Raw genomic sequence first — 26,003 nt, 5'->3', positions numbered from 1 at the left:
TCATTACTTAGTAGTAAGCATAGATATGAATTATGAATACTTCAGATGTCATTGATATATTGCGAAAGTTTAAAGCTAATTATGCTGATAAATATGGCATTAAGACTTTAGGCTTGTTTGGTTCTTTTGCTCGGAAACAGCAAAAGGATACAAGTGACTTGGATGTAGTTGTTACTCTACAGGAATCTGATTTCTTTATTTTAGTTGCTATTAAAGAAGAATTGGAAAAATTGACGAACTATAAAGTTGATGTGGTTAATTTTCGTGATTCATTAAGAGAATCTTTTAAAGTTAATATATTGAAAGATGCAATATTCGTCTAAAATAATGATTGTTGAGTATTTGAATTTGATTATTGAAAAATCAACTTTAGTTATAGAGCGAAATAAAACTATAACTTCATATCATGATTTTTTGATATCATCTGCAAATATGGAAAAGTTTGATGCTGCATGCATGCTTATTCAGGTTGTGGGAGAAACTGCTCGGAAAATTGATGATTGGACATCTTCTAATCTTTTTTCTAATTATCCTCAAGTCTATTGGAAGGGTATTTTTGCTTTGAGGAATATAATTTCTCATGAATATGGAAATGTTGATCCTGAGAATATTTTTAAGATTATTAAAAGGCACTTGCCGGAGTTAATTACTTGCATAAATATTATCTTAAAGGATTTGACAACGGATAAATATGATAATTTATTTATGAGAGAATGATTATAGTAAATAGACGGTAAGTAGAACTCTAAAATACTTAAATATTTTTATAACTCCCGGCAGATAACTAACATTCTGCCGGGAGTTTTTTCATTATTTCTTTACGGGAACATTAGCCAGAATATCCAGCAAGTGTTTCCAGAATTTATCTACTGTAGGAATCAGCATCCGTTCATCGGGAGAATGTACGCCCTGCAGAGTCGGACCAAAGGATATCATATCCAGTGAAGGATACTTATCAAGGAACAGACCGCATTCCAATCCGGCATGGATTGCTTTTACCTTCGCATCTACACCGAATAAACGTTTGTAAGATTCGACTGCAATTTCCAGTATTTCGGAGTGAGGATTGGGTTTCCAACCCGGGTAGCCGTCACCGAAGCTAACTTTGGCTCCACCCATATCGAATACGGTACGTACCATATTGGCAATGTCTTGCTTGGAAGAGGCGGTAGAACTGCGCTGGCTGGTTTCGATGCGAATCACGTTGCCCGGCTTCATCTTGACAGATGCAAGATTGGTAGAAGTTTCCACCAGTCCGGGGATGTCCTGACTCATGGCATAAACTCCGTGGGGACAAGCGTAGAGGCTTTGCAGCAAACGTTTGGTGGTATCTTTATCAATAGCTTTCGCGCAAGCATTTTCCGATTCTAAAACGAGTTGTAACGTCGGATCGACTACGGCATACTCTGCCTGTACTTCGGCTGCGAATATATTCAGATCGGCACGCAGATCGTGTTTGTTGTCTTCCGGTATAGCGATAATGGCGTGTGCTTCGCGAGCGATGGCATTGCGCAAATTACCACCATCGATTTCGCACAGGTACATATCATACTTCTGGAAAGCCTGGCTCAGGAAGCGGTTCAGTATCTTATTGGCATTGCCAAGTCCCATGTGGATATCTCCACCGGAATGTCCGCCTCTTAAACCTTTCACTTGTACCTTGCAACAGAAATATCCGGCAGGTACATCCACCTCTTTATATATAAACTCTGCAACGGAGTCGATTCCTCCTGCACAGCCGATAAAGAGTTCACCCTCATCTTCCGAGTCGAGGTTCAGCAAAATATCCCCGTTCATGAAACCTTCTTTCAAGGCAAAGGCACCGGTCAGCCCGGTTTCTTCGTCCACTGTAAACAGGCATTCCAGAGGTCCGTGCTGAATACTGTCATCAGCAAGGATAGCAAGTTCAGTAGCTACGCCGATACCGTTGTCGGCTCCCAGCGTTGTACCTTTGGCTTTCATCCATTCACCTTCAATCACAGTCTCTATCGGGTCGGTGAGGAAATCATGCTGCACATCGTTGTTCTTTTCGCACACCATGTCGATGTGAGATTGCAGTACAACGGTTTTCCGATTCTCCATGCCCAGTGTAGCGGGCTTTTTGATGAGGACGTTGCCGGCTTCATCGACCAGCGTTTCCAACTTATGTTTCTCACCGAATGCTTTCAGATAAGCAATCATTTTCTCTTCCTTCTTTGAAGGACGCGGCACTTGGCAGATTTCATCGAAATAATGAAAAACGCCTGCCGGTTTCAGTTCATTCTTTTCCATATTAATTCCTTTATGAATGTTCGTATTTAACCTCTTATTGCTAAATATGGTTAAATCAATTGGCTATTTTATAACCGCTTCTCTTTTTTTATGGTAAAAAAAGCGGGTTAGTCCATACAAAGCCCTATATTTGCACCCACAAAAATAGAGCAAATTGAATGCAAAAGAAAATTTTATTTTCATTTTGCTGAAATGCAGTCTGTTTTCGTATTACAAAAATAGTAGAAATGCTCGATACAGTATTGATAAGTTTGTTAATAGTTGCTATTTGTATTGCATTATTAGGTCTGAAAGTCTTTTTTGTGAAAGGCGGGAAGTTCCCGAACGGGCACGTCAGTGGTAATAAAGCAATGCGGGAGAGAGGTATCGGATGTGCTCAGTCGCAAGATCGCGAAGCACAAAAGAAGCCCCGTTTCTCCATCGATGAATTGGAAAAAGCCTTAAATGATAGTATGAATTAATAATTATAAAACTATATTTTTTACAAGTTATGAAGAGATTGAACTACCTCGTAAACGGTTTGGCTGCTCTTGCACTTATCGTTTTATTTTCTCAGTGTGCAGGTAAAGCTGAAAATCAAACGGCAACTACATCAGGCCAAGCTTCAGGCGAACTTTCTGGAATGAAGATTGCTTATGTTGAAATAGACACGCTTCTGGCACAATATAATTTCTGCATCGACCTGAATGAAGGTATGGTAAAGAAGAGTGAGAACGTTCGTTTGACACTGAATCAGAAAGCTCGTGAATTGGACAAGCAGAAGCAGGATTTCCAGACGAAGGTGCAGAACAATGCTTATCTGTCTCAGGAAAGAGCTCAGCAGGAATACAACCGTATTGCTAAGCTGGAACAAGACTTACAGGCTCTGAGCAATAAGTTGCAGTCAGAATTGATGAGCGAGAACGAAAAGAACAGTTTGCAGTTGCGCGATTCTATCAATGCTTTCCTGAAAGAATATAATAAGACGAAAGGATATAGCATGATTATCAGCAATACCGGTTTCGATAACCTGTTGTATGCTGACAGCATCTATAACATTACGAAGGAAATTGTAGAAGGACTGAATGCAAGTTATTCTTCTCCGGTAAAGAAATAAATAGGTTTCTATTTAGATAAGGGTCGCCCCCTTGCAGAGTGATTTTAATCACAATGCAAGGGGGCGACTTCTTTTCTGTCGTCTGAGTTTATAAAAGCGTACCAATCTTTTGAATTATCTTCTCAAACTGCATCCGGCGGGAAGCAACCTATTTCTCTTCATGTTTTAATCACTTATATTTGCCTTGTAATTTTTAAATTCTAATCAGAAAAGCATGATGAAAAAACTCTGTGTTCTCTTACTCTTATCTATCTCCCTTTTTGCTACTGCTAGGGAGTATACCTTTTTACCGGAAGACATTCCGGCTATGAAGCAGTTGTTGGGCAGTGGAAACCTGCAAGCGGGAGATGCCATCGTACTGAAAGATGGAACGTACAATAATCTGGGAGAAATACATTTTACCGGTAAAGGCGTTTTCGGTAAACCCATAACTTGGCGGGCTGAAAATCCCGGTAGAGCTATTATTTCCGGTAAGTTGAGATTAAAGATATATGGGGAGCATCTGCAACTGAAAGATTTACTCTTCTACAAAGCGTGGGCAATAGGGCATGATATGATTGATTTCCAGAAAGAGAAAGGCGTATACGCATCCTATTGCCGGATGACCGGCTGTGTAATTGACGAGTGCAATGATCCCGGGAAAGGTATGCGTCCTAATGAGGGGGATGAATATTGGGTTGGATTGCGGGGTATGAATAATCGGATAGACCATTGTTATTTTGCTAATAAGCGAGTAGGAGGCTTGATTCTACAAGTTTGGCTGAGTGCCGATAATCATTTGAACAATCATTTGATAGACCATAATTTCTTTGGCGAACGCCAACCCTATGGTGGTAACGGAGCGGAAATTATTCGTATCGGACACTCCTGGTCGTCTCAGTTGGAGTCCCGTACTATTGTTGAGAACAACGTATTCTTCAGGTGTAGTGGTGAGAATGAAATCATCTCCGTAAAGTCCTGTCATAATGTGTTGCGCAGAAATCTGTTTTATGAATCTGCCGGTGGGCTGGTTTGCCGTCACGGACACTATAATGTTATAGAGTCGAATACTTTCATCGGTCACAATCTTCGTGGAACTGCGGGTATCCGCATCATTAACCAAGGACATACGGTTTATGATAATTATATTAAGGATGTAGAATCATTCGGTCTGCTGGTACGTGTGGGAGTTTATGAACGTCCCACGGCAGAAACAAATGTGAAGGAGGAACCGTTGACTTCTTATCATCGGGTAGAGAATGTGGACATTGCTTATAATACCTTCCTGAACAGTTCGCTGGAATTAGGTTCGGGACGTGGGGAAAAGATGCCTCGCAATGTACGCTTCGCCCATAACTTGTTTACAGGACAGAGTCCTGAACTGAAAATTGTGAGGGCGGATGAAGTCCTTCCCGGTTTTGTATTCCTGGATAATCAGTGGGCATTTCCTGATGCTAACTCCCTTTCGGCTGTTTCCTATGAACAGGTGAGAAGTGGATTTGAAGCTGTTGATACCCCTGTCGGTTTGGGACAAAAGGAAAAAGAACGGATAGATGCCTGTATCTATGCTGTCGGTCCTGCCTGGTATGAGGCTATGAAAGAAAATGTGAGTTATATAGATACGTATCGGTAACCTTAAAGAATCAGACATGAAATTCAGACTATCAAAAACTTTCCTTGTTTCATTACTACTTGGAGTGGCAGGAACTTATGTACAGGCCGGAGAATTATATCCCTGGCAGTTGACTCGCGATTCTTTATTGTTGTTTGAAGGCACGACTTATCGTTATACGGTAGATACTGCTGAGAATGAAGGGCTGGTTTCTACTTTGCCATCGGTAGCGGAGCTGAAAGAACAATTAGTCCGCTCCTGTTCGGGTGTTTTCCGTCTTTTTACTTCAAAGGGACAAGAAAAAACGAAGGGCATGCCTGCAAGTGGAGACTACTTGCAGGAGACTGCTAAAAAGCGTTTGCCCATAGGAGTGCGCAAAGGAGCATTGCCTCCAATGGTAGAGTTGGACCGAAGTGCATTTACGGTGAAGACTGCGGGAACCCTGACTCTTGATTTTTATGCAGGGCAACGCGGCCCGATGACTACTGTCACCATCCGTATACCCGAAGGAATTGATGTAACGCTGGATAATACCACCGTAAATATCATCGGACGCGGAGAGGTTCTTCTGCGTGACTTACCCAAACAGTCCATTGGACGGACCGGAACCAACTATTCTTATAAGAAAGTGGGCGATGTGGAAATCCGTAGAGAGGAGAAAAAAGGTACTCTGTTGCTTTTTAAAGATTTGGATTTCCGTCCCTCCAATGGACCGGATATTCATCTTTGCTTTCGTGGTGTAGTAGTCCCTGCAATAGGAAATTATACATTTGAAGCAAACTATGTGACTTCTCAACCGGAGCAACTTCATAGTCCGGTTGCTACAGCTACTCTTGAAGGAGTGACGACTGTGGCAGATTTAACCCGGAATACCTTGCGTGCATTTACTTATAAAAAAGACTGGGATTTATCATTTTGCTCCTTTCATTGGACAGCTCCCTGCAATGCGGAATCGGTAACTCTGTTGCAATCGGAGGATAAAGGAAAGACCTGGATTCCGGTAAGGGTGGAAATATTGCCGGATGATGATTTTACTACTGCCGGCAGGTTACAACCTAATCAACTATATGCATTTAAATTGCTGGTAAAGGGTGGTGATAATCCGGGTGAATCGAATGTCGTATGGTTTTACTCCGGTTTACAAGACATCAAGGCTACAGGTGTGAAAGGGGATGGCCTGGTAGACGATACGGAAGCAATCAATAAGGCTATTCAAGAAATGAATGAACTTGGCGGCGGTATTTTACGATTTACCGCAGGTACTTATAATGTGCGGACTGTCCATCTTTTGAGTAATGTCTGGTTGCATCTGGATGCAGATGCTGTGATTCAGGGACTTCCGGGTGGTGATGCTCCTGAAACCACCTGGTTTAGTGATCGTGCATACCGTTCGGGGCTTTCTCCTACAGACCCGCGTCCTTATGCTGATCCGGAAAACTATCTGACAAAACAGGATGTGGGACATACGTTCTTCCGTAATGCAATGTTCTTTGGAGAGCGTATTGATAATGTGAAGATTGTCGGCACAGGCCGCATCACGGGCAATGGCAGCCTTGTTACTTCCGATAAGGTGATGAACAATGCACCTGATAAGCGTTGTGACAAGATGTTTTCTTTGAAACTCTGCACCAATATTGAAATAGGTGGTTGGGATATAAGCAAAGATATGTGGTATGACCCGCAGAAGGATGAACCTTATTATATTGAATCGGATAATCAGAAGAATTATGATGTCGGCAATATGCTGCATATAGATCAGGGTGGTCACTTCGTTCTGTTGGCGACGGGCACGGACGGTATTCATGTACATGATACTTATTTTGCCAAACATCATACCAAGAATGCACGTGATATCTACGATTTCATGGCTTGCAACGATGTGACGGTGACGAATATCTATTCGCGCGTCAGTTCGGATGATATTGTAAAGCCGGGTTCGGACTGTTCATTGGGTTTTACCCGCCCGGCACGTAATTATATGGTGCGCAATATTGTGGGTGATACCAATTGCAACCTGTTCCAGATAGGCTCGGAGACGGCTGATGATATTCAGGACCTGTATGTGGATAATATCTATGTGCTGGGTGCCAATAAAGCCGGGTTCTCTATCTCTACCAACGATGGCGGACATATCAAGAATGTCTACCTGAATAGCGGAAAGACCGGTACGATACATTCCCGTTCGGTAATGCACCGCACCCGTGCCCCGTTCTTTATTTCCATCTCCAATAGAGGTCGTGTGTTGGGGGCAGATGTAGCTTCTTTTACCTTCACAGAAAACGGGAGTGTGCGGAAAGAATTATTGGTGACGAATTCAGATATCGGCCAGGTGGAGAACATTGTGATTTGTGGTGTGGATATTGATGAAGTTTATGGTGGAAGTTCTTTCCGTGGTGACCGTTGGAAAGCATATGATGGTTCTCAAAATGAGGCAACTCCTATTATTGCAGGTTTCAAATTGCCGGATACGGAGGTAGTAGAGGGCGGATTGACGTTCTGCCTGCCTAATGGACAGCATACAGGTTATATAAAAAATGTACAGTTCCATGATGTGAATTTGCTGGTGAAAGGCGGACATCCCACAGAGGATGCGGAAGCTTATCCACCTGAAATAGGCGTGGGACGTTATAATGTAGGTGATTTGAAAATCCAACCCTCTTTTGGCTTTTGGGCACGGCACGTGAAAGGTTTTGTATTGGATAACTGTAAGATAGATGCCGAACAGAAAGATGGACGCTATGCAGTGGTACTGGATGATGTCATTGGTGCGGAAATAAAAAATCTGCAAGTGAAAGAAGGCGTTACGGATAAGGAGCATGTAAAGACCTTCCGTAGTAAGGATGTTGTTATTAAATAAATTCCCAAGATATGAAACGTATTTATCTATACTTCAAAGAAAAGACCGAGAAAGGAGAGTCTACCTCCAGAGCTATGAGGATATTTCTTTTCTGGGGGCTTGGTCTTTTTTCAACCATTTGGTTTCTGGTGCGGGTGGTTCCGAAACCTTCCCGTGCCAGTTATCCGTGTATGCAGACTGCAGCGCCGTTGATGTCTGCATTCGTCATGTATTTGCTTTCATTTACGGGGGCTTGGGTGAGCTTGCGTAAGTTGCGCGAAGCACTTCGGGATCGGAAAATAGTGGTGGGAGCTCTTGCTTTTGTTGCTTTTTGCTTTTGCGGAACCTTGATGCTGGTAGAAAACAGTACGGAGTTGCTGGCCCAAACCTTTCTTCCGGCGAAAGAACCCCGTATGGCATGGGGCAAGAATAATCCGGTAGGAGAGGCAAAAGGAATCTATCCGGGACGGGTAGTATGGACACATGCACCGGGTGCGGCTGTCTGGGAAAAAGGAGAGGGGCTCTGGTTTGAAGACCGTTGGAACAATCAGACGGATGCAGACTGGTTATTAGGCCAGTCTCTGTTATCATTGACAGGAGAGAAGAAAGGAAAAGCTGCCTGGAAAGCTCTTTTTGTTTACTTCAACCAACAGCATGGAAAGGGGAAACATGGATATAAGAAAGGAGAGAAAATTGCTATCAAGATAAACCAGAATAATACTTTCTCTCATGAGGATTGTGAACAATTGAATGCTTCTCCCCACCTTACACTTGCTTTGCTTCGTAGTCTGGTATATGATGGCGGAGTGCCTCAGGAACAAATCACCGTTTTTGATGCCAGCCGCTTTATAACCGATGCCCTCTATAATAAATGTCATGCGGAATTTCCGAATGTCATTTATCTGGATAATGAAGGAGGAAACGGGCGTACCAAGTCGACTTATACGGCAGATGCCATTCCTTATTCTGCCGATAACGGTCGCCTGGCAAAGGGATTGGCAAATTGTGCTCTTGAAGCTGATTACCTGATTAACATGGCATTGCTGAAAGGACATGGTGGACAAGGAGTGACACTATGTGCCAAGAACTGGTACGGGGTGACGGATATTAACAGGGATTTCCGTAAGAACCAGCATAATAACTTTAACCAAGACCGCGGTGGGAAATCCCGTTACATGACTTTTACCGATTATATGGCTCATAAGGATTTGGGGCAGAAGACGATGCTGTTCCTGATAGACGGCTTGTACGGTTCGGAAAAGGTGAACGGCGCACCTTCCGGCAAATGGAAGATGTCACCATTCAATGGAAACTGGCCTTGTTCGCTTTTTGCTTCGCAGGATCCGGTAGCCATTGATGCAGTAGGCGTTGATTTCCTGAGTTCGGAGTTTCCGCGTATGGCAGATGTGGATTATTGCGATATGTATCTGGTAGAAGCCGCCTTGGCAGACCACGCCTTATCCGGTACCTTCTATGATCCGGAAAGGGATGGAACGGGCGTTGTCAGTCTCGGAGTTCTGGAACATTGGAATAATCCGGAAGAAAAGAAATATAGCCGTAATATGGGTAAAGATGTTGGAATAGAACTGGTTTACTTGCATAAATAATATTCTGTTTGCTGCGTGAGACGATTTTTCAAGTATTTGATGGAATACTGATAATCGTCTCTTTTTTATATCCCTATTTTTGTAACCAGGAAAAACAAAACTTTATATCTAATAGGGATGAATACAAGTATAAAAAAATGGTTCTTTAAGACTTGTCCGAAGAGCGGCCGGATAGTCGGAATAAATAAGAAGAATGTTGTGTTGAAGATTTGCTTCCCCCTGTTGGGCTTTGCTGCTTTAGTATGGTTTTTGATACGCGTTGTGCCGAAACCTTCCCGGATGGAATATCCTTGCCAGCAAGTTGCTGCTCCTATCGCTTTATCTTTTGTGGCTTTTATCAGTAGCACACTGGTGGGGGTTGGTGCGTGGAAGCGCTTCAAGACTTTGTGGCATTCCCGCCGGTTCTATATGGGATTGTCTGTACTGGCGGTTGGTGTGTTGTTATCCGCTACCTTATATATAATGTCCGTTGATAATTCTTTGATGGGACAAGTGATACGCCAGCAGATAGACAATGGCACGGATATGGGACATTTTACACCTATTGATGCTCCGAATGCTCCGATGGGGGTGGCAAAAGGTATTCACCCGGGGCGGGTGGCATGGGCGCATGACCCCAAGGCCGCTGCCTGGGATGGCGAACGGGGACTTTATTCTGATCCGGATAATAACAGCCAGACGCGTGTAGATGATATGATGGAAGGAGCTATTATCGCCCTGACTCGCCAGAACACGATTGATAAAGCATGGGATGAACTGTTCCGCACTTTTAATTATAAGAAAGGTAAAGGAGCGGTGGAATATAAGAAAGGAGAGAAGATTGCTATTAAAATCAATCTGAATAATAATGGTGGAACCAATATCATTGATGCTACTCCGCAATCCGTATATTCTTTATTGCGTCAGTTGATTGATATAATGGAAGTTCCCCAGAACTGTATAACGGTATATGATGCACAGCGTCGGGGTATTTCTGCCGTATATGACTATGTGCAACCGCTTTATCCTGATGTCCATTATCAGAATTGGGGCGGATTTGTGCCCGATGTAATCCGTTACTCCAGTGAGATTACCGATGCCGGTGCCAGGAGTCTGGCGCGCGCGGCTTATGAAGCTGACTATATGATTAACATGGCGTTGATGAAAAGACATTCTGAACCGATGGATAAATGGCGTGACAGCGCCGGGCAGACGGCTATTACAGCTACCGGAAAGAATCAGTTTGGCTCTATTGGCAATGTGCCTCCCCTGCATCTTTCTATTCGTGACTGGTCTTCCTTCCGTGGTATGGGAACCTATAATTCTATTGTAGATTTAATGGCTCATGAGCGTATAGGAGGAAAGACATTGGTATATCTGGTGGATGCCATGTATGTAACCCCAAAGCATAATGGCAAAGCGGTACGCTTCCGGCTTCCTCCGTTCAATGACGGCTGGGCTTCCAGTTTTCTGGCTTCCAATGACCAGGTTGCCATTGAGTCCGTGGTACTCGATTTTATTTATTCTGAACTTCCCCTGTGTGCTAATGCTGACAACTTCCTGCATGAAGCTGCAAATATCGGTAATCCGCCTTCCGGAATAGCTTATGTCGGGAAGGAGCAAGAAAGCCTGGGTGTACATGAGCACTGGAATAATCCGACAGAGCGGATGTATAGCCGTAATCTGGGTACGGGTAAGGGTATAGAATTGTATCGTGTGCCACTGGACGAAGAGCGTCCGGCAATTGAATATTTCTATGCAGACGGGAATGCTCTACATTATAAAACTACGAATGCAGATGAAGTACGATTGAATGGTAAACGGTTGGAAGATGCAGAGGGTATCGTTTCTTTATCCGTAAATAAAACGACCGGCTTTTGTCTGGAGACTTTGAATAACGGGAAAGTAACCTCTTCACAGCATGTAGTGGTGCGCCGTTTGGAGAATGTAGATGTTTGCCAGGCGAAGGATATGGAAAGAGACGGTTCAGCTTCGCTGAATGATGACGGTTCGGTGGAATTCAAAGGTGAAAAAGGGAGTTCCCAGGGCAGCGTGAACTGGAAAGTGAATCTTCCGCATAAAGGTGAATATTACCTGGTAGTATCTTATGCAGGTGCTAATCCGGTTCCTTCCTATCTATATATTAATGGAGAGAAAATTAGTGAGAATATTGGTTATCTGGTTACAACCGGAGATAATCGTAGGGAGTTTGTTTTTCCGGTAATGCTGACAAAGGGTACCAATGAATTACGTCTGGAACATCCGGGACGGCGTAGTAATAAAATATATTCGGTGAACATAGCGAAAGAGATTAAATAGAATACTTAGATTTAATAACCATGAAAATGAAAAAAAACTTATTATTGTTACTAATGTTGTTTGCATTGCCCTTCGCCTTGCAAGCAGAAACATTCAATGTGAAAAAATATGGTGCGCGGGGTAATGGCAAGAAGCTGGACTCACCGGCTATTCAGAAAGCGATTGACGCTTGCCATAAAGCGGGCGGTGGCACGGTGCTCGTTCCTGCTGGAACATATCTGTCGGCTACCATTGTACTGAAAGATAATGTAACCTTGCATCTGGAAAAGGATGCACTCATCCTGGGAACCACCGACTACAAAGCATACGATAATCTTGATCCTTTCACCGAAGGTCTGGGCATTGATGTAGGTTGGGCATTGCTGGTGGCGGTAGATGCAAAGAATGTGGTTTTAGAAGGCGAGGGTGTCATCGACGGGCAAGGTTCGGCTTTGAAAGAACGCCATATCAAGATTGACACTCGTCCGGAAGGACAACGTTGGGGATTGCGCCCTTTCCTGCTTCGTTGGGTGCGTTGTGAGGATATACGTGTAGAAGGGGTAACTCTGAAGTATGCAGGTGCCTGGACTTCCCACTATTTCCAATGCCGCAATGTGAATATTCATAATATCACCATCCGCAGCTTTGGTGTGGCTCACAATGATGGAATCAATATTGACGGTTGCCAGCATGTGCGCATCAGCAATTGCGATATTGTCAGCGGTGACGATGCTCTTTGTTTCAAGACTACTTCCAGTAAGATGGGATGTGATGATATTATTGTGACGAATATGAAGCTGAAGAGTAATCAGGCGGGAATCAAGATGGGAACGGAATCCATGGGGGGATTTGAGAATATCAAAATCAGTAACTGCCATATCTACGATACAAAGAATGGCGGAATCAAACTCTTCTCTGTGGATGGGGCCCATTTGCGTAATGTGGAAATCTCCGATATTACGATGGACGAAGTGCGTACTCCGATGTTATTCCGTTTAGGTGCCCGTCTGAGTGTATTCCGCAAGCATGAAGATACTCAGCAGCCTATCGGTGTCTTTGAGAATGTAGTCATCCGTAATGTAAAGGCAGTGGCTGCCGATAAGGCACAGCTGACACCTCCTTCCGGTATTCTGATTACAGGGATTCCCGGACATTACATCACAAACCTGACTTTGGAGAATATACATATCCGCTTGCTGGGCACGGGTACGCCCGAAGATGCTTTGTCCCAGGTTCCGGAAGCAATAGATAAGTATCCCGAAGTAAAAACGTTCGGTCCTAAGATTCCGGCTTACGGAGTGTGGGCGCGTCACGTGAAAGGTTTGAAATTGAAGAACGTTACGTTCGAACTGAAGAACCCGGATGCCCGTCCGGAAATCATTTGTGAAGATGGGGATATGCAGATTTATAAATAATCAGTGAATAATAATGAATACCATGAGAAAACTATTGAACACAGCGATGTTGCTGTTTGCGGTATTGATGACCGCTTGTACGGCTCCTGATACGTGGGAGCTGGTGTCGAAGGACAATAATATCCGTTTCGTTCTGGAAAACAGAGAGGAGAAAGGGGAAGCGAATCTTAGCTATTCTGTCTACTATAAGGACACGGTGGCAGTGGAAAAATCTCTTTTGGGGTTGATGATGGATAATTGCGAATATGGAAAAGCCGCGCAATTTGTTTCTGCTTCCACAGTAAAGGACATCCATGACGCTTACCAACTGAAATCCGGTAAGAAACTGAGTACTGCAGATGAATGTCGTGAACAGACATTTACTTTCCGTAGCAAAGAAGGAAAGCAGTTCAATCTTATTGTGCGGGCATACAGTGACGGCATTGCTTTTCGTTACGGATTTCCGGAAGCTGACGGACAGATGCATACCATTCAGACAGAGCATACAGAATTTGCCGTGCCCGTGAATGGGAAAGCATGGATACATCCCTATGACTGGAACGAACGCCACAAGCCGAGTTATGAACAGTATTGTCGAAATGAAATAGACATCCGTTCGGAATGTGGACACGGGCGTGGTTGGGCATTCCCTATGCTGTTCAATACCAATGGAGTCTGGATGATGATAACAGAAGCTCACCTGGATGGCACATATCCTGCCACTCATATTGATAATGCAGGAACAGACAAGGCCTATAAAATCCGTTTCCCCGAAATAGAAGAACCGATTATTCCGGATGCGGTAGAACCGGTATCAGAATTGCCTTGGTTTACTCCCTGGCGGGTTATTATCGTAGGGGATAACCTGAATACGATATTCCAAACGCAGATGGTTTCACATCTGAATCCTGCATCGGTAGTAGAGGATGAATCCTGGATAAAAGCCGGACGCGCCTCCTGGAGTTGGTGGTCCAATGGTGGCACTCCCCGCGACTATAAGGTACAGTTGAAGTACGTAGACCTCAGTGCCGGGATGGGTTGGGAATATATGTTGATTGATGCCGGATGGCAACGCATGGGCAATGGTGGCACTATGGAAGATGTGGTGAAGTATGCGCAGCAAAAAGGTGTCGGTGTCTGGTTGTGGTATCACTCCGGTGCGGGACGTGACAACGACTCCTTACCGGCGCATCGCCTGATGAGTGACCCAGAACAGCGTCGTGCTGAGATGAAGCGTATCAGTGAAATAGGAGTCAAAGGTATCAAGGTCGATTTCTTTGATACGGACAAGCAACGGATTATCCAGCTTTATCCGGCACTGCTGAAAGATGCGGCGGACAATCATCTGCTGGTTGACCTTCACGGTGCTACTTTGCCCCGTGGTTTTGAACGCACTTATCCGAACATGCTGACTACCGAAGCTATCCGGGGTGCGGAAACTCTGGGGCGTCAGGAGCGTTGCGACCAGGCTGCCCAGCACAATGCCACCGTTCCTTTCACACGCAATGTAGTAGGCTCGATGGACTATACTCCGGTGACTTTCTCCGATAAAGTTCGCCAGGGTGTACCTGCTATACGCAAGACGACCATGGGACATCAACTGGCGCTGGCTGTTGTCTTCGAATCCGGTTTCCAATGTCTGGCGGATAAGGCGGAATCTTATCTCTCGCTGCCGGAGCAACCGAAACAATTCTTGAAAGATGTTCCGGCTGCCTGGGATGAAAGCTGCCTGTTGGCCGGTTATCCAGGAGATTATGCTGTAGTGGCGCGTCGTGCAGGCGACGTGTGGTACATTGGCGGTATTAGCGGTAAGGAAGAAGAACGCGAAATAGAATTTACTCTGCCTGCCGGATGTACAGGCCGTTCATTTACGATGATTACAGACGGAGGGGATAAAGACAGTTTCGGCTATATGCCCGTAGAGAATATGGATGGGACAGTGAAGGTGAAAGTATTGCCGAATGGTGGCTTCGCCGGCATTATCCGATGAGAGTGACGATAGTAATGCTATAATAACAAAGTGAAAAGAGAATGAAAAAGAGATTGATTTTAGGGGCGATGGCCCTGTTGATGTTATTCCCTGCCAAGGCACAGATTGCTTGGCAACAAGTGGAACCCGGTGTTTGGAAAGGAATTGTGGGTACTCCCGAAGAGTATTCGTTATTGAGTGTAGCAGGTGTTACGCCTCAGAAGGAAGGTTTCAGCCGCCTGCCGGAAGTGACGTTGCCCGGACTGGCGAATGAAATTGTAGGTACGATACAGGATGGCAAGACGAGCCTTCGCATTCCTTTGCAGCGTAAGGAACAACTGTACGGTTTCGGCCTGAACTTCCAGACCGTGCACCAGCGCGGAAAGATACTGAACCTGCATGTAGACCATTACGGCGGACGTGACAACGGGCGCACGCATGCCCCGGTGCCCTTCTATATCTCCAGTCAGGGATATGGCGTGCTCATTAACTCAGCCCGTTACCTGACGGTGTATGCAGGCAGCGGCGCCCGCAAGGACAGTCCGAACGCTCCGGTTGCCAAAGACCGTAACCTGGACAAAACGTGGACATCGGCTCCCTATTCGGATGCTGTTTCCATTCTGGTTCCTGCTCCAGGCACAGAGATTTACCTGTTTGCCGGGCCCACTCCGATGGATGTCATTCGTCGTTATAATCTCTTTTGCGGTGGCGGTACCTTGCCTCCACGCTGGGGACTGGGCTTCACTCAACGCACAAAGAAACTCTATACGGCCGAAGATGTGAAGAAAGAAGCGGACGAGTTTGAACAACGGGGTTTCCCGTTGGACTTCATCGGTCTGGAACCGGGCTGGCAAAGCAAGGCATATCCTTGTACGTTTGAATGGGACGCTACCCGTTACCCCAATCCCGCCGGTTTCGTGAAAGAGATGCTGGATAGGGGCGTACGCATCAACCTGTGGACCAATCCGTATGTATCTCCCGAATCTAAGATTTATAAAGATATGTATCCGGTCAGCGGCTCGCACACGGTGTGGTGTGGCATTGTGCCCGACCTGGCAGGCGAGAAAGCCCGCCGAATCTGGATGGATAAGCTGGAACAGGAACATGTGAGCATCGGTGTCAGTGGTTATAAAGTGGATGAAGTGGACGGATACGACCGCTACGTCTGGCCGGATGTGGCAACCTTCCCCAGTGGAATTGCCGCCGAACAAATGCGCCAGACTTACGGATTGTGGGTGCAACGCACCACTGCGGAATTGTATAAGAAGCGCAACCAGCGCACCTTCGGACTGGTTCGTGCATCCAATGCCGGTGCCGCTTCTTTCCCCTACGTGATTTATAATGACTATTACAGTCATCAGGACTTCATCACTGCTTTGATAAACTCCGGTTTCAGCGGTGTACTCTGGACTCCGGAAGTGCGTAGCTCCAAATCGTCTGAAGATTGGTTGCGTCGCTTCCAGTCTGTTGTCTTCTCGCCGATGGCAATGATTAATGCTTGGGCAAGCGGGACGAAACCCTGGACATTCCCCGAAGTGGAGAATCAGATAAAGGAATATGCCATGTTGCGTATGCAGATGATGCCGTACTGGTATTCGGAGTTTGCCCGTTACCACTTCGATGGTATTCCTCCGTTCCGTGCCATGAGTCTGGAACCGGGCTTCAACCCCGAACAAGGAAGCACTGCGAAGTTATCCGATGCCCATCTGGAAGACAATCCTTATCTGGAAGCGGTGTCTAAAGAGATTAAGGACCAGTATATGGCGGGTGAATATCTGCTGGTGGCTCCGATGTTTACAGGACAGACGGAGCGCATGGTAGTGTTGCCGAAGGGAGACTGGTATGATTTCTATACCGGTAAATACGTAGGCAATGGTGAGAAAATCACCGTCACTCCGGGGCTGGACCGTATTCCGGTGTATGTGAAGGATGGTGCCATCCTGCCGTTTATGGAAGCACGCTTGCATGCGCCGAAAGCCGGAGAAAAGGTGAATCTGGAAATCCGTCATTATGGAAAAGCGGATGGAGCTTATCGTCTGTATGATGATGATGGCGAAACGTTCGACTACGAAAAGGGAGCTTATTCCTGGCGTGATATCAAGGTGACGCGTGATAAGAAAGGAAAACTGAAAGGCACTATCTCCAAAGCGGAGAAGGGCAAGCCGAATAATGTTGCCAATGTAACCTGGAAGTTTATGACGGAAGAATAATAACGAAGTCATAGAAAATTAACTACGAAAGAGAATGAAGAACCTATTAACTACCTGTTTATTCCTCTGCTGCCTCCTCGCGGTGCGTGCGGCAGATAATCCAAACGTGAAGAAACTCTTCACCGTGACATCCGGCGAATTGAAACTTACCTTCATGGTGGGTGCGGACGACCGACTTTACCAACTGGCCTTTGGCGATGCTGCCCGTGAGGTAACACCTCCCGCTAAAATGCCTTCACGCGAATGGGAGTTCTTGCCCCCTTATGGAAATGGCGTACTGACGGAACCTGCTATCCAGGCCACCCACGTAGATGGGAACACTTCTACCGAGCTCCACTACACAGGCCATCGCACCGAAACGCTGGCACCGGGAGTAGAGCAAACCATTATTTCATTGAAAGACCCTGCCTATCCGTTTACAGTAGACATCTACATTAAATGCTATGCAGATAATAGTATGATGGAGATATGGAATACCGTTTCCCACAACGAGAAAGGAAAAGTCGTATTGCACCGCTTCGCCTCCGCTTCTCCTATAGTAAAGGCAAAGGAATACTGGCTTACCCAATTCGCAGGCAACTATAAGCGTGAAGCAACCCTGAGTGAAGAACGCCTTTCGGAAGGCGTCAAGATACTGGACTCTAAGTTAGGCATCCGCGCCCACCAAATGCGTATTCCTTCCTTCATCCTCTCCCTTGACGGACAGGCGCGGGAGAATGAAGGGGAAGTGCTGTCCGCTTCGCTGCGTTGGAGCGGCAGCTTCCAGTTTGCTTTCGATGTAGATTGGAACAAGAACCTGCGTCTGCTCACCGGTATGAATCCGTTGGGTTCGCAATATAATCTGGAGCGTGGAGGTACTTTTATCACACCTGCCATTCTCTATACGTATAGCAAGCAAGGCAAGGGAGAAGCCAGTCGCCGTTTCCACCGTTGGGCAATGGCGAATGCCGTACGTGATGCGGAAAAAGACCGTCCCGTATTGCTGAATAACTGGGAGGCTACGCACTGCGATTTCGATGAGGCCCGCCTGAAACAACTCTTTGACGGAGCCCGCCAGACGGGTGCGGAACTCTTTCTTTTGGACGATGGCTGGTTCGGTAACGGTCCTTACTCCCGCGACGATGATAAACATGGTCTGGGCGATTGGGAACCTTCCGTTAAGAAGTTGCCCCGCGGCTTGTCGTACATTGCCCGCGAAGCCCTGAAACGTAAAGTAGGTTTCGGTATCTGGCTCGAACCCGAAATGGTGAATCCGCAGAGCGAACTCTATCAGAAACATCCCGACTGGATCATTACCCAGCCCAAGCGTGAACCCATACTCGGCCGCCATCAGGAGATACTCGACCTGACCCGTCCTGAAGTCCAGGCCTACGAATGGGACATTATAGACAAAACCTTGCGCCCCAATCCGGACATCACATATGTGAAGTGGGATTGCAATCGCTACATCACTCAGCCGGGTTCGTCATATCTTCTGCCTACCGACCAGAGCCATCTCTGGATAGACTATAACTGGGCGCTCTACCGCCTGATGGACCGCTTTGCCAAGGGCTTCCCCAACGTGATGGCGATGCTTTGTGCCGGCGGTTCGGGACGTGTGGACTATGGCGCAATGCCTTATTTCCATTCTTTCTGGCCCAGCGATAACACCGACCCGTTGGGACGCATCAAGATACAGTGGGGCTTTTCGCACTTCTTCCCTGCAAATACCATTTCGGCTCACGTCACCCGCATGGGCAAGCGTCATCTGAAGATGGCGATAGACGTGGCACTGAGTGGAGCATTCGGCATAGACCTGGCACTGGACAAGGCGACAGCCGAGGAACGTGCACAGATAGCCGCTGCAGTGGCACTTTACAAAGAGCGCATCCGTCCGCTGGTGATGCGTGGCGAGCTTTACCGATTGGTATCTCCTTACGAGTCCCCGTTGGCATCGCTGAGTTATGTTTCTACGGATAAGCAGAAAGCGGTGGTTTATCTTTATCAGACGAAAGACGGACATGAACCCCGCGTAATACTCGGCGGACTGGATGCCGATAAGAAGTATCGCGTTGAAGAAGTGAGCCTGCCTATAGGTGTGGCTTCCCGTTTCCCGGCAAACGGCAAGGTGCTGACGGGTGCTGAATTGATGAACCAAGGATTGGAGAATCCACTGAATGCACAATTCGAAAGTGCAGTGCTGATGGTAGATATACTGCCTTAGCGGGAAGGGTATATATTGCCAACCTTTTGCCACCGCATTGGCAAACTTTTGCCATCGCAGTGGCAAGACTTTGCCAAGCCTATGGCAAGACTTTGCCAATGCGGTGGCAAAAGGTTGGCAAAGTATATCTGTGAGAATAGCCTCATATACTGGAACATAAACATTCAGAAAGGTATAAACGTCAGCAAACAGTATTTTAATAGTAACTAACCACTAAACAGAACAATCTCATGGACCTGAAAAGAATCCTGTTATCCTTTACCTTTATCCTTGTCAGCCTCTTATCTGCGGCGCAGACAAAGGACCGTTGGACCATCCTTGAGGATGGTTCCATCCGTTGGAATATCCATAACAATATCCCTCACGCCGACCATCTGGAGATGAGCGGTCAGCAACTCTCTGTTGTCCTCCGTTATGGTGTGGATGCACAGCAGCGCTTTCACTTGAACCGCAGCCTCGTCTTCCCCATGCTCCGCATGCAACCCAACAAGACACAGAACAACCTGAAACAACGTTTTGATGTCAACATCCCCGCTTTGGTAACAGTGGATGACCAAACCCTGCTGAACGAGCAGGTGCGCGACGTCACCTTTAATGGCACGATGCGTGTAGAGAGCAGCTTCGGCTACGTCCACCGGCGCAAGGAACTGCGGGATACCGTACAACTGACCCGTGTGCTCTATCCCTCGGCCAATGCCGCATACTATTGCGAAGAGTATACTTTCAGGAACAGCAGTCCCAACCAGATCACCCTTCGTGTTCCTGAATGGCGTGTAGCCTATACTACCCCCGAAGAAGCCGGTGTATATGGTGCTTATTGCATCGAAGCCGGGCTCTCCAAGAAGGGTACTTTCGTCTTACAACCAGGTGAGACACTTGAATTCTTCGCCCTCTTTTCCGGTAGAAAACTGGCGGACGTTTCGTCTTCTCTGAATGATGTTGCCTTTGCCCGTATCGACATCCGGAACGAGCGTGCCGCACGCGAAGCCCTTATCAGCCAGTGGTGGCAGAACCTCGTGCTCGATACCCCCGATCCCGTGCTGAACCGTATGTTCGCCTTTGCCAAACTGCGTGGTGCCGAGAGCATCTATCGCACCAAGGGCGGACTGATGCACGGTCCCGGTGGTGAGGCTTATTATGCTGCAGTCTGGGCCAACGACCAGGCGGAATATATCAATCCTTTCTTCCCCTTTCTGGGCTATGAGACAGGCAACCAGTCGGCACTGAACTCCTTCCGTCACTTTGCCCGCTACATGAATCCGGAATACAAACCTATTCCAAGCTCCATCATCTCCGAAGGTGTCAGTTTCTGGCATGGCGCGAAGGATAGGGGAGATGGTGCCATGATTGCTTATGGTGCCGCCCGCTACGCCCTGGCTCGTGGAGACAAGGAAGAAGCGCGTGAACTCTGGCCCCTCATCGAATGGTGTCTGGAATATTGCCACCGCAAACTCACCCCGGCAGGCGTAGTCGCTTCCAATTCGGATGAATTGGAGAACCGTTTCCCGGCCGGCGATGCGAATCTCTGCACTTCCACGCTCTATTATGATGCCTTGCGCTCTGCCATTATGCTGGGGCACGAACTGGGTGTACCTGCCCGGCAACTGACCGCCTATCGCGAACAAGCCCGCAATCTGGAACAGGCGATAGAGAAGCACTTCGGCTACGAGATAGAAGGTTTTCACAGCTATCGTTATTATGATGGCAATGATATCCTGCGTTCCTGGATTTGCATGCCCCTCGTTACAGGCATTTACACCCGTGCCCAAGGCACCATCGACGCCCTTTTCTCTCCCCGCCTCTGGACGGACGACGGACTGCTGACGCAAGCCGGTACCGAAACCTTCTGGGACCGCAGTACTCTCTATGCCCTGCGTGGCACCATTGCCGCCGGAGAAGTGGAGAAAGGCATGAGTTTCCTCAAGAAATACTCACACCGCCGTCTGCTAGGCGACCACGTGCCTTATGCCATCGAAGCATGGCCCGAAGGTGACCAACGCCATCTCTCTGCCGAAAGCGGACTGTACTGCCGTATCTATACGGAAGGGCTTTTCGGTATTCGTCCCACCGGTCTGCGTAGCTTCGAGATGACACCCCGTTTGCCGCAAGAATGGGAATATATGAATCTGAATCATGTTCGTGCCTTCAACTCCGACTTTGACATTCGCGTGTCCCGTGCAGGGAAGAAGCTGCATGTGGAAGTACTGAAAGGCGGAAAGGTGGTGGTGAAGAAGAATATAACGGAAGGAACAGTGTTGAAGGTGAAACTGTAATTTCTCCTCTCCATCCCTCATTATCTCTTTCCTTTTCTTATTTTTGCATCGACCAATATCTCTATCTTAATGAAATCGAAAGTTTTTCTGTTCCTGTTTCTCTGCCTCCTATCCACTTTCAGTGTATGGGCAGGACACCCCAAATACTCCTTCTACTATAGCCAGAAGCTTAACGAAGGAATCTCCCAGCTTTCTGTCATGACCATTTGCCAAGATACTCGCGGATACCTCTGGCTGGGCACGCGCAACGGACTGAATCGCTATAACGGCACTGGATATACCGTCTTCCGCCACCATCCCGGCGATTCTCTCAGTTTGGCAGACAATGAAATCAATGACATCTGTGAAGACCGGGAGAATTACCTGTGGATTGCCACCAGCCGTGGACTAAGTCGGATGTGCCTCCGCACCGAGCACATCCGCAACTACTTTGTCCCCGACGGGCTTCCTAATGCGGGTATTCTTTCTCTGCTGACCGATACTTCCGGCAGAGTCTGGATTGGTACCCGTGGTGGACTTTGCCGTTACCTCCCGGAGCAGGACCGCTTCGAAAGAGTAGACTTTGCAGGAGATTTCAATGGTTCCATCACTACCTTGATGGAGGATAAAGCAGGAAACTTCTGGATAGGTACGGTGACGAACGGAGTGTATCAGTGCAACAAGCAGATGCGGATGATTAATCATTACGACCGCCGGACAGGGTTGCCGGACAATAGCATTTCCACTCTTTATGAAGATTCTTATCATCGCATCTGGGTGGGCTGCCAGCAAGGCGGGTTGAGCCGGATTGATGTCCGCAACAGTAAAATAACCTCTTATACTTCTTCTAATAGCGGCTTGAAGAATAACTATGTCCGTTGCCTTGCCGAGTGGGGAGGTGAGATGCTGATTGGCACTTTCGATGGCATCTATGCCTATGCACCACTGACTGACCAGATAAACAAGGTCACCAGCTATGATGAACCGGGACGTGCCTTGGGGCATTTCTCGGTCTATTCCTTTTGTCTGGACCACACCGGCACCTTGTGGATTGGTACGTATGCAGGAGGTGTCACCTGGTTAAGTTCTCTCACCGACCGTTTCATTCATCACGCGCCGGGTAAAGCGCTGAACTTGCAAACCGGCATCTACGGCTCAGCCTGTGTAGATAAACAAAAACGTCTGTGGATAGCTACCGAAGGGTATGGACTGTTGCAATATGATATTGTCACCGGTGAAGCAGAATTCTATCTGATTGATAAAACGAGCTATTCCGTCCATAACTCCAATGTCATCAAGACCGTATATGCCGAAGATGATTGCATCTGGTGCGGCACGGCATTGGGTGAGGTTTATCGATTCGACCTTGCTACCCGCCGTTTCTCCTTGTTCTATAAATATCCGGTGGAACTTGTTCTATATGACATTGTGCGTGATGCGGATGGCAATTTGTGGGTGAGCAGTTCGAAGGGCGGATATGCATTGACGTGTTTTACCCCTTCGGGCGAACGGAAGACCGAGTTCAGAGGATTGAAGGGAGAAAAACTCCATTTCTCTTCCATCCGTTGCCTGGCAGAGGAAAGTCCCGGTGTATTGTTGATAGGCATGCGTTCCGCAGGGCTTCATCGCTACGATACACGTACAGGAGAAGTGACGAACTTCAATTCTTCCCGCCTGGAGCGGGAGCGGCGGATACCGAGCAATTACATATCTTCCATACTGCCTGTCAAGTCCGGTGATGTATGGGTATCCACTTATGGCGGTGGCATCTTTCAGTTGGATAAACAGGGAGGCGTACTTCGTTGGGTGACAGAGAAAGACGGATTGATGGGCGGAGACATCTGTAAACTTCTAGAAGGAGCGGATGGGAATCTCTGGATGAGTTCGTTGCAGGGCATTTCTTGCTATTCGCCCTCGACAGGGGAGATTAAAAACTTCCCCTTTAACAACGGTATTCATCTGCGTGAATTCACTTACCGGGGTGGGGTGGCTATGCCCGATGGTACGCTTTGCTTAACCGGTAACGATGGTTTCATTACTTTCTATACGCCGGATATGCCGATGAATCGCTTCGTGCCGCCGGTGGTATTGGAAGAACTGTTGGTAAATAATCATCCGGTACAGGCAGACGACGGTACAGGCATACTGGATGGTCTGCTCAATGAAACAAAATCCATCAGTTTGCGGCATAATCAGAATAATCTGTCTATCAGTTATAAAGCGCTGAACTTCATTAATTCGGAGATGAACCAGTATGCTTATAAACTGGAAGGGTATGATAAAGACTGGAACAATGTAGGCGAGCGCAGTACGGCTTACTATACCAACCTGCGTCCGGGCACCTATCTTTTCCGGGTGAAAGCGTGCAATAATGATGGCGTGTGGAACGAAGAGGGAAAGACCTTGAGGATTGTCATTGCCCCGCCTTTATGGGCCACTTGGTATGCTTTCCTGCTCTATGGTCTGCTACTGATAGGGGTGGTCTATGCGATAGTCCATTACTTCAATGCCCGTCGCCGTTTGAGGGAGAAGTTGCGGATGGAGCAAAAAGAGAAGCAGCAACAGGAAGAGTTTCATCAGGCAAAGATGCATCTGTTCACCAACTTCGCCCACGAGTTGCGCACACCGCTCACACTGATTATCACCCCCTTTGAGGAACTGATGAAACGGCTGGATATGGGGGTGGAGCTGCGGGACAAGCTGGGCATTATCTATAAGAATGCGCAGCGTCTTCTTTTGCTGGTCAACCAGTTGATGGATTTGCAGAAGAACCAAAGCGGCACGATAGAACTGAAGGTTACGGAGAACAATGTTTATGAGTTTGTCACGGAGATATATTGTGCCTTTAACCAGATAGCGCAGACCAATGAAATCTCTTTTACGCTGGATTGTAAAGACCGGGAGTTCCGGGCCTGGTATGATAAAGCATTGCTTGAAAAAGTTGTGTTCAATTTACTGTCCAATGCATTCAAGTATACTCCTTCCGGCAAGGACATACGTATGTCGGTAGGGCATGTCCCTGACGGAGAATTGGAAGAAGAGTATCGCAGGGAAGTGGCTCCTTCCGCCATGTATATGAGGATGGAAGTTATAGATGCCGGTTGTGGCATTCTGCCACAGGAACGGGATAAGGTTTTCACGCCTTTCTACCGGATTCCCGAGACGTCGGGAGTCAATATTCCGGGGACTGGCATCGGGCTCAGTCTGGTATATTCCATAGTGAAACTGCATAAGGGAGCTATTCGTATCGAAGACCGTGAAGACGGCATGGAAGGGACGCGGTTCATCATTTTGCTTCCCGTTTCGCGTGAGGCCTTCACGGAGGAAGAAGCAGATTCCATACCTATGGAAATTATCGGTGACACGGCTTTTGCGCAGCCGATGGAAAAGTCACAGGCATCTACTATTGGAGGCATTGTGCCTAAAAAACCGGTGATTCTTCTGGTAGAAGATGATAAGGACGTGCGGGAGTATTTGCATAAGTCTCTGGAAGATGAGTATGAAGTCATAGAAGCGTCGAATGGCATAAAGGGGTATGATAAGGCAGTACAATTCTTTCCGGACTTGGTGTTGAGCGACATCATGATGCCTAAACGGAACGGACTTGAGCTTTGCTCCATGATTAAGAATGATATTCGTATCGGGCATATTCCGGTGATATTGATGACTGCACGCTCTATGGTGGTGCATATAAAGGAAGGTTTCCAGGCGGGGGCGGATGACTATGTGATTAAGCCTTTCAGCATGGACGTGCTTCGCATCCGCATTCAGAGTCTGTTGCAGTCGAGGGAACAACTGAAACGGTTGTATGGCAAACGCTTCTCGCCCGAAGTGGTAGGAGTGAGTACCAACTCGGCGGACGAACGCTTCTCGCAGAAACTGTATGAGATTATAGAGAAAAACATCTCCGATGAGAATCTGGGAATAGAGATGCTGTGCGAACAGATCGGTATCAGCCGTGCCAATCTTTACCGCAAGATAAAAGCTATATCCGAACTCTCGCCAACAGAATTAATAAGGAATAAACGTTTGGAGGTGGCTTTGCGTTATCTTAAGGACACCAATATGAGTGTCTCGGAAGTGGCCACTTTATTAGGATTCAACAGCCATTCCTATTTCTCCAATTCATTCAAGGCATTTTATGGATTTACCCCTACGGAATTTGTGCAGATGAATAGTGCGGGTAAAGAGAAGATATAAGAGTAAAAGTTATATTTCGGGCGGAAAGGAGTTTCCGCCTTTTTTGTCTCAAACGGTTCTCACCATCGTCTCAAAAAAACTGCTCAGTTCATTTTGA

General features: G+C 46.9%; 15 protein-coding genes. 14 read left to right on the top strand and 1 reads right to left on the bottom strand.

Features of this window, described 5'->3' with window-relative positions; genetic code table 11:
* Positions 1–32 precede the first annotated feature (32 nt).
* The gene (locus tag HMPREF9447_RS19045; protein WP_009131409.1) at positions 33–323 is read left to right on the top strand and encodes a nucleotidyltransferase family protein; all 291 of its coding nucleotides are present in this window, start codon (positions 33–35) and stop codon (positions 321–323) included.
* A complete protein-coding gene (locus HMPREF9447_RS19040) occupies positions 307–717 on the top strand; it encodes a HepT-like ribonuclease domain-containing protein (RefSeq protein WP_009131408.1) in 411 nt (136 codons plus the stop codon). The genes HMPREF9447_RS19045 and HMPREF9447_RS19040 overlap by 17 nt, the downstream gene beginning before the upstream one ends.
* A 93-nt stretch (positions 718–810) precedes the next feature.
* Here the strand turns inward: HMPREF9447_RS19040 and HMPREF9447_RS19035 are convergent, their stop codons facing one another.
* On the bottom strand, positions 811–2,271 hold the full coding sequence (locus HMPREF9447_RS19035) for an aminoacyl-histidine dipeptidase (protein WP_009131407.1): 1,461 nt from the start codon (positions 2,269–2,271) through the stop codon (positions 811–813).
* Positions 2,272–2,498: 227 nt separating this feature from the next.
* On the opposite strand from HMPREF9447_RS19035, the gene HMPREF9447_RS19030 reads away from it, so the two are divergent.
* The 12 genes from HMPREF9447_RS19030 (at position 2,499) to HMPREF9447_RS18975 (ending at position 25,906) form a co-directional block, all read left to right on the top strand.
* Complete coding sequence (locus HMPREF9447_RS19030; protein ID WP_009131406.1) at positions 2,499–2,732, top strand: hypothetical protein; 234 nt, start codon at positions 2,499–2,501, stop codon at positions 2,730–2,732.
* A gap of 29 nt (positions 2,733–2,761) precedes the next feature.
* Entirely contained in the window at positions 2,762–3,367 is a 606-nt protein-coding gene (locus HMPREF9447_RS19025; RefSeq protein WP_009131405.1) for an OmpH family outer membrane protein, read from the top strand.
* 214 nt (positions 3,368–3,581) lie between these two features.
* Complete coding sequence (locus tag HMPREF9447_RS19020) at positions 3,582–4,979, top strand: polysaccharide lyase 6 family protein (protein WP_081589788.1); 1,398 nt, start codon at positions 3,582–3,584, stop codon at positions 4,977–4,979.
* Between the two features lie 16 nt (positions 4,980–4,995).
* The gene (locus HMPREF9447_RS19015) at positions 4,996–7,815 is read left to right on the top strand and encodes a hypothetical protein (protein WP_009131403.1); all 2,820 of its coding nucleotides are present in this window, start codon (positions 4,996–4,998) and stop codon (positions 7,813–7,815) included.
* Positions 7,816–7,826: 11 nt separating this feature from the next.
* A complete protein-coding gene (locus tag HMPREF9447_RS19010; protein ID WP_009131402.1) occupies positions 7,827–9,401 on the top strand; it encodes a DUF362 domain-containing protein in 1,575 nt (524 codons plus the stop codon).
* A gap of 117 nt (positions 9,402–9,518) precedes the next feature.
* A complete protein-coding gene (locus tag HMPREF9447_RS19005; RefSeq protein WP_009131401.1) occupies positions 9,519–11,699 on the top strand; it encodes a DUF362 domain-containing protein in 2,181 nt (726 codons plus the stop codon).
* 20 nt (positions 11,700–11,719) lie between these two features.
* Positions 11,720–13,093: a glycoside hydrolase family 28 protein gene (locus HMPREF9447_RS19000; RefSeq protein WP_044138387.1), complete on the top strand. Its 1,374-nt coding sequence runs from the start codon at positions 11,720–11,722 to the stop codon at positions 13,091–13,093.
* A 22-nt stretch (positions 13,094–13,115) separates the two neighbouring features.
* Positions 13,116–15,062: a glycoside hydrolase family 97 protein gene (locus HMPREF9447_RS18995; RefSeq protein WP_009131399.1), complete on the top strand. Its 1,947-nt coding sequence runs from the start codon at positions 13,116–13,118 to the stop codon at positions 15,060–15,062.
* A 41-nt stretch (positions 15,063–15,103) separates the two neighbouring features.
* Positions 15,104–17,251 carry a glycoside hydrolase family 31 protein gene (locus tag HMPREF9447_RS18990; protein WP_009131398.1) on the top strand — a complete coding sequence of 716 codons (2,148 nt, stop codon included), beginning with the start codon at positions 15,104–15,106 and terminating at the stop codon, positions 17,249–17,251.
* Positions 17,252–17,285: 34 nt separating this feature from the next.
* Complete coding sequence (locus HMPREF9447_RS18985; RefSeq protein WP_009131397.1) at positions 17,286–19,454, top strand: alpha-galactosidase; 2,169 nt, start codon at positions 17,286–17,288, stop codon at positions 19,452–19,454.
* Positions 19,455–19,684: 230 nt separating this feature from the next.
* The gene (locus tag HMPREF9447_RS18980) at positions 19,685–21,727 is read left to right on the top strand and encodes a glucosidase family protein (protein ID WP_009131396.1); all 2,043 of its coding nucleotides are present in this window, start codon (positions 19,685–19,687) and stop codon (positions 21,725–21,727) included.
* A 69-nt stretch (positions 21,728–21,796) separates the two neighbouring features.
* On the top strand, positions 21,797–25,906 hold the full coding sequence (locus HMPREF9447_RS18975; RefSeq protein WP_009131395.1) for a hybrid sensor histidine kinase/response regulator transcription factor: 4,110 nt from the start codon (positions 21,797–21,799) through the stop codon (positions 25,904–25,906).
* Positions 25,907–26,003: the final 97 nt, after the last annotated feature.

Source organism: Bacteroides oleiciplenus YIT 12058 (assembly GCF_000315485.1).
GTDB classification, from domain to species: Bacteria; Bacteroidota; Bacteroidia; order Bacteroidales; family Bacteroidaceae; genus Bacteroides; species Bacteroides oleiciplenus.
This window is presented reverse-complemented; position numbering and strand designations above follow the sequence as displayed.